The organism is Sphingomonas sp. LH128, assembly GCF_000293195.2.
Lineage (GTDB): Bacteria > Pseudomonadota > Alphaproteobacteria > Sphingomonadales > Sphingomonadaceae > Novosphingobium > Novosphingobium resinovorum_A.
The window spans coordinates 1-6,439 of record NZ_ALVC01000033.1; the positions used below are offsets into that span (position 1 = coordinate 1).

Consider the following 6,439-nt stretch of genomic DNA (forward strand, 5'->3'; position numbering starts at 1 on the left):
GGCGCTGGTGCTGGCGGCGGCCTTTGCGCCTTTCGCGCCGCCGCGTTTCCGCCGTGCGCTCCAGATCGGGCTGGTCGTCTCGTGCGTGGGAGCAGGGGGACTGGCTCTGGCCTGAGCCGTCAGATGACCGGCACGAAGGGCGCGCGCGCCGCCTTGGCCTGATAGAGCGCGGCGTCGGCCCGCTTCACCGCTTCGCCCAGCGTCGCGTCCCCGGCAGCGACATGCGCGATGCCGATGCTGACGCCCCAGCCCGATCCGGCGCCATGGTCGGCAAGGTAGGTCTTCAGCGTCCGCGCGAAGGCTTGTGCATCCTGCGCGGGCGGCAGCAGCACGAGGAACTCGTCGCCGCCATGGCGGATCACCTGCCCGGACGACTTCGCCGCCAGTTGCCGCGCTTCCTGCCCGATGGTCGCCAGCACCTCGTCTCCGGCGGCATGGCCGAAACGGTCGTTGATCGACTTGAAGTGATCGACGTCGAGGGCAATCACTCCGGCCCCCGCGACGAGGAAGCGGGGCGCCACGTGTTCCAGCCCGGCCCGGTTCCACGTGCCCGTCAGCATGTCACGCAAGGCAGCGTCGCGCAGGCGGCTCTGTACTAGTTCCACCGGGATCGCCAGTAGGCCGAGGTTGAGCACGCCGAGCAGGATCTGGTCGGACAGCATGGCCAGCAGCGCCACCCACTCGTCTCCGGGCATCGCCCAGATCGTCGCGACGATCGACAGCATGTAGCCCGGCAGGTAGGCCAGCATCGACAGTCCCGCCATGCGCCGCCCGGACGATTGCGCCGCGTTGCCGGTGAAGGCCAGGATGTACCCGGAAAGCCCCATCGAGATCGACAGGCCCAGCGCATCGCCTATCGTCTGCCAGATGCCGTAGGGCTGAACGAGCCCCGCGGCGCCCAGCACAAGCGGCAGGCCATGGCCCAGGGCGGCGCTGGCGATGGGAATGATCATCCAGCGCACGAAGGCGCTGTGTCCCTCCAGCAGGCGAGCGCCGGCCACCGGCAGCACGTTGGTCATTCCGAGCACTGCATAAAGCAGGGTGACGATGACAGGCGTGCGCAGCGGCGCGAACGAAAAGGCGAGGATCGCGCCGCTGTAGAGCAGCGAGGACATGCCCCAGCACAGGAAGTGCCGCTCGCTGCGGGCGCGCAAGAACAGCACCGTGAAGACGATGCCGAACGCCATCGAGGCGAGGATGCTGCACAGGCGCAGCGTATCGACGTCCGGAAAGCTCATTTGCGGCCCCTTATGGCCGGGGCCGTATGGCAGCAAATGGTTAATTTACGATGGCGCGGATCAGGGCATGCACCATGACGGAAAAGGCTGTCAGCGCCCGGCAGGCTCACGGCTCAAGCGGGTCATGAGCAGGGCGGCGCGCTTGATCTGGCGTGGGAAGCTGGAAAGGTCGACGCGCTCCTCGGGTGTATGATCGCCGCTGCTCGACGGGCCGAGCCCTGCCAGTCCATCGACGTACTGTGCGACGAAGCTGATGTCGCCTGCACCGCGCTTCAGCGGGTCGAGCGCGGGCATGGCCTTCAAACCGAGGTCGGTGTTGATAGTGTTGAGCCGGTCGAGCAGCGCCTGGTTGCCGGGCGTGGGCGCCATCGGCGGATAGCCGTCCTTGAAACGGATGGCCGCGTCGGTACGCGGCAGGTGACGGGCGACGATGGCCTGCATCCTGGCCTTGACCCGCTCGACCTGCTCGGGCGTCAGAGCGCGGTAGTCGCCCTTGGCGATCGCGACGGGCGGGATGATGTTGGTCTTGCCGGTGGCGGTGACTTGCGCCTCGTCTCCGCTGAGCGCTGCCGTGGCGCCGCCGCCGACGAGGCCGATGTTGAAGGTCAGGTTGGGCTCGGGCAATTCCTCGCGGAAGGCGGTGATGATGCGCGCGAGTTCGAAGACGGCGCCGTCGCCTACCTCCGGCGAGAAGATGCCGCTGGAATGCGCGGTGATCCCGCTGGCGGTGATCGTGTAATCCCCCGCCGAGCGCCGCGCGACCGAGCCGTAGTCCTGTCCGTCGACGATCACCAGCCCCTCGAAATCGAGCGCGACGTCGGCCCGCTTGCCCGCCGCGACCAGGTCGGCGCGGGCGAGGCTGACGGGCTCGCCCGCAGCCTCCTCGTCGCCGGTGAGGACGACCTCGATGTTGGCGCCCGCCAGCGTGCCCGCCGCCTTCATCGCCTTGAGAGCGGCGAGCATCACCACGACGCCGCCCTTGTCGTCCGCCGCGCCGGGGCCGTGCAGCATGGTGCCCTCGCGCCGGGCGGTCTGGAAGGGGGAGCCTGGCTCGAACACGGTATCGAGATGGCCGATCAGCAGCATCCGGGTCGTCCCGCGCTTGCCCTTGTGCGTGGCGATGAGGTGCCCGGCGCGGCCCACCGCATCCATCGGCACCCAGCGCGTCTCGAAGCCCAGCGCCGCGAATTCGGGCGCGACCATGGCGTTCACCTTGCGCACGCCGTCAAGATTACGGGTGCCGCTGTTCTGCGCGACGAGCTTTTCGAGCAGGGCGATATCGCTTTCCGTGCCCGCATCGGCGGTGCTCACGATCTGGCGTTCGGCAGGCGATAGCGCTGCGAGGGCCGGCGCCGCGCCGAAGGTCAGGGGAAGCAGGGCGGAGAGGGCGGCGATGCGGATGCGAGACATGGCCTTACGATAGCCCCGATGCGGTCCGGCGCAAGGCCGCGGTGGACAGGACCTGCCGGGGCGGGCATCGTCGCGCCGGTCCATTCGAACGAGGTCGAACGATGCGCATCGCCGTCTATGGCACCCGTAGCTACGACCGCACGTTTCTGTCAGCTGCCAATGCGGATCATGGTTTCGACCTGCAGTTCCTCGACGCCCCCCTGACGCTCTCGACCGCCCGGCTCGCCGAAGGGCACGAGGCGGTCTGCGTCTTCGTCAACGACAAAGCCGACCGGGCCGTGCTCGAAGCGCTCGCGAGTGCAGGCGTGCGGCTGCTGGCGCTGCGGTGCGCGGGGTACAACAACGTCGATCTTGCCGCCGCCGACCGGCTCGGGATCGCGGTGGTGCGGGTGCCCGCCTATTCGCCCCATGCTGTGGCGGAATTCACCGTCGGGCTGCTGCTCTCGCTTGACCGCAAGATCCACCGCGCGTGGTCGCGGGTGCGGGAGAACAACTTCGCGCTGGACGGGCTTGTCGGCCGCAATCTACATGGCCGGGTGGCGGGCGTCGTCGGCACCGGCCAGATCGGTGCTCTCGTCGCCCGCACGCTGCGCGCCGGGTTCGGCTGCGACGTGCTGGCGAGCGATCCGGTGGTCGATGAGGGGCTGGTCGAAATCGGCGTGCGCTACGTCGAGCGCGAGGCTTTGCTGCGCGAATCGGAGATCGTCACGCTGCACTGTCCCCTGACGCCGGATACGTATCACCTGATCGATGCCGCCGTGCTTGCAGCGGCGCGGCCGGGTCTTGTCGTGGTCAACACCAGTCGCGGCGCCCTGATCGACACCGCCGCGCTGATCGAGGCGCTCAAGCAGCGCCGCGTCGGCGGCGTCGCCCTCGATGTCTACGAGCAGGAGGCGGGGGTCTTCTTCGACGACCTGTCCAGCGAGATCATCGACGACGACCTGCTGCAGCGGCTTCTGACGTTCCCCAACGTGCTGATGACCGGGCACCAGGCATTCCTCACCGAGGAAGCACTGGACGCGATCGCGCGGACCACACTGCAGAGCGTAAGCGACTTCGCAGCCGGCCGCGCGCTGCCGAACCGGATTCGATCGGAGACGGTAAGAAGCTGATCTTTGGAAGTATTATCCGCTGTCGCGCGCCCGCTTGGGGTCGGGCGGTCATCATCCTGTGATCATGATCTGGAGCGGAAGAAGTTGGCTCCCATTTCAGTATACGTCTAAAAAATTCAATATTCGTATCCGATGAAGCAAGAAAAACCATATCACGATATCGCGCTATGGCAAGAAATTCATTGCTAAAGGTGGCGGTCCAGTCTTGCGAATTTGCGAAGGATGCGCCTTTGTCATTGCCACGAGAACCCACGCATGGGGTTCGCAAGCGTGATCGCGATCGTAAGGAACGTATCAAATCAGCAGGAAGTCCTAAAGAATCCTTGAGAGAACGTGCCGTGGCTTTCGTGCGCGAGCGGGGCGAAGTGAGAACCAAGGACCTCACAGGCATTGGTATCCCTCGCTGTTATCTCTCCCGCATGTGTCACGAAGGGCTGCTCCAGAAGACCGGATACGGCCGTTATCGGATTGCAGGCTGATTCTCCATCGACAGAAAAACGGCAGCTTAGAATCCCTGTCGGAAACTGTGGCGCGTCCGCTGCTGATGGGCCAGGGATCGCACCTCGCTTGTTGACCCTATCCACATGTTCAATGAGCAGGTTGCAAGCCTGTATGCTTGCAACCGTGGCCTTCCGATCGGGCTGGCAGTTCAGAACCCCGCAGGGCCTGTGGCACATCCAGCCATCTGTTGGACCACGATCATGATGCAGCAAGGCGCTTCGCGACGTAAGGGGGTAGGGCACTGAAGTGCCGATTGTGCCGACGCTTGCCCTTTGGGCCGGATTCTGCGCTCCTGGCTACAGATCCTGTGCCGCCGGTTGGGTTAGCTGATTTCTTCCAAACTGCGTCATATTCTGGGGCCGATGTCATATGGGCGTATAGATTGTCCCCAATTCTGAGCGACGACCGAAACGCTCGGGGCGCAGCATGATTCCTTTTGATGGTCAGAGTCGCGGCGAACGCGGGCGCATGGCTTTGCTCCGTCATATCGAGCGAACCGGATGCACCATCGCCGGCGATCCGGTCTGGACTGATGACGAGATCGCCCGTTTGTGCGCTGCCTTTCCCGACAGGAAAGCTGCCTGCGTGGCTCTGCCGCGCAGAACCCTTGCAGCTGTTATGCACAAGGCGCGGCAATTGGGGCTCGTACCTTCTCGCCGGATATGGACCAGCGATGAGGCTATTCGCCTGCGGAAGCCCTATGTGGCAGGCATTCCCATGTCGGAATTACTCGAGATGTTTCCAGGCAAGACCCGCTCGCAAATATGGAGGAAGGCCCGCGATAAGGGATATCGTCGCCCCCGGCGTGCGCCCACGCCAACTGGAATGCCGCTTGTCGACAGCATTCGCAAACGCGCGTTCGAATGCCGCCTTTCGATGACGGACCTCGACGCCTTTGTTGGCAGGCGGCGATATTTCGTATCGCCCAGCTACATGGATTGGCGTGCTCTCCAGCGGGCGATGATCCTTCTGGGCGGGCGACCCACGATATTCTGGGCCCATGCCTAGCTCCGGAAGCGATCAGGCAAAGGGCATATCTGAGCCATTTGGTCTGAGGTGGAGGACCAGGTGCTGCGGGAAATCTACCCAGACTATCGCGCATTGCGGCGCCTGCTGCCTGGTCGGACCGTTGCAGCTATCAAGCATCGTGTGCGGAGAATCGGGATCGTGGTCCGGCGCCATGTCTGGACCAACAAGGAAGTGCTACGCCTTCATGCTGCTTATCGTGACAGCGTGTCCGACAATGAACTCATCAAGCTCTTCCCCGGACTGCGCTTGTGTCAAATCAAGAGCAAGGCATCCCATATCGGCGCCGTCCGAAGACAACCGAGTTTGGTGACGTTCGAAGACCCCACGCTCGATGCGATCCGTCGCCGGTCAAAAGAGATGCAAATCTCCTTTGTTGAACTGGACAAGCGGGCAGGGACGGGGCGTTTCTTCCAGAAATCATGCCGTCGCCCTTCGCTGAAGCATATCGCTCATGCGGCACGCATCCTGGAGGCGCAGGTCGGGATCGAGTGGCTTGATTGATGCCGATTGATCGTGTCGCCTGCCAGTTCCGTCATCGACGCTGCCAAGGTGACCGCGGCGTATTTTACCGATCGCCATTGTACAAATCATCGCGTGTCCAGGCGCTGGTACGGATGATCGTCTGGCGCTCAAGGCGTGCAAGCAGGGCCGCGCGTGCGGCGAGCGCAAGCCTACCAGACGGTGCGACTGGACCGATTTGCGCGATTGCTCGCCCATGGATGGTGACAAGATAGCTGTGCCCGTCAGCCACGTCTTGGAAGATGGTGGGCAGTTTGGACTTTGCGTCTGTCGCCGATATCGTCTTCCTCATCGGATGCTAGATCAACGTTCGGGGCAATCCATAATTGTTTGGTGCTTATAAGCGATTTGCGAGAATGGGAAAATCGCCCACTCGTATAATATGAGGCTGATCCACCACCCATTGTCGGGCGTTCGGCAATTGGGACATTCCGGTCAGTCGCCTTCGGAGAGGCGGCCATTGGAAAGCCGACATTCAGTCCGCTTGGGGCGCTCTCGGTCTCTGCTCTGACTAAAGGCATTGATGTCGCGCACCTGCGTGACTGAAACGAAATGCCAGCAAACGATTCAACGTCGAACGCAGCGGAAGCCGATGTGCGAGGTGGAAGTGTCGATCATCTCGGGATGGCG

At 63.7% G+C, this 6,439-nt stretch carries 5 protein-coding genes; 3 read left to right on the plus strand and 2 right to left on the minus strand.

The features are described from left to right. Window positions 1-119: 119 nt before the first annotated feature. Window positions 120-1,238 carry a GGDEF domain-containing protein gene (locus LH128_RS03295; RefSeq protein ID WP_008828158.1) on the minus strand — a complete coding sequence of 373 codons (1,119 nt, stop codon included), beginning with the start codon at window positions 1,236-1,238 and terminating at the stop codon, window positions 120-122. Window positions 1,239-1,328: 90 nt separating this feature from the next. Continuing rightward, window positions 1,329-2,648 (minus strand): M20/M25/M40 family metallo-hydrolase, encoded by a 1,320-nt coding sequence (locus LH128_RS03300; protein ID WP_008828159.1) that lies wholly within the window; start codon window positions 2,646-2,648, stop codon window positions 1,329-1,331. A 101-nt stretch (window positions 2,649-2,749) separates the two neighbouring features. Here LH128_RS03300 and LH128_RS03305 point away from each other — a divergent pair, with 101 nt between their 5' ends. From LH128_RS03305 to LH128_RS03315, 3 genes are all read left to right on the plus strand, one after another. Further along, on the plus strand, window positions 2,750-3,760 hold the full coding sequence (locus LH128_RS03305; RefSeq protein ID WP_008828160.1) for a 2-hydroxyacid dehydrogenase: 1,011 nt from the start codon (window positions 2,750-2,752) through the stop codon (window positions 3,758-3,760). Between the two features lie 927 nt (window positions 3,761-4,687). Continuing rightward, on the plus strand, window positions 4,688-5,269 hold the full coding sequence (locus LH128_RS03310) for a hypothetical protein (protein ID WP_155986149.1): 582 nt from the start codon (window positions 4,688-4,690) through the stop codon (window positions 5,267-5,269). 60 nt (window positions 5,270-5,329) lie between these two features. Next, complete coding sequence (locus LH128_RS03315; protein WP_155986150.1) at window positions 5,330-5,791, plus strand: hypothetical protein; 462 nt, start codon at window positions 5,330-5,332, stop codon at window positions 5,789-5,791. Window positions 5,792-6,439: the final 648 nt, after the last annotated feature.

Excerpts from the sequence above, each read along its gene's own strand:
- LH128_RS03310 (WP_155986149.1), top strand. The coding sequence starts at position 4,688 with ATGATTCCTTTTGATGGTCAGAGTCGCGGCGAACGCGGGCGCATGGCT.
- LH128_RS03300 (WP_008828159.1), bottom strand. The coding sequence starts at position 2,648 with ATGTCTCGCATCCGCATCGCCGCCCTCTCCGCCCTGCTTCCCCTGACC.
- LH128_RS03305 (WP_008828160.1), top strand. The coding sequence starts at position 2,750 with ATGCGCATCGCCGTCTATGGCACCCGTAGCTACGACCGCACGTTTCTG.
- LH128_RS03295 (WP_008828158.1), bottom strand. The coding sequence starts at position 1,238 with ATGAGCTTTCCGGACGTCGATACGCTGCGCCTGTGCAGCATCCTCGCC.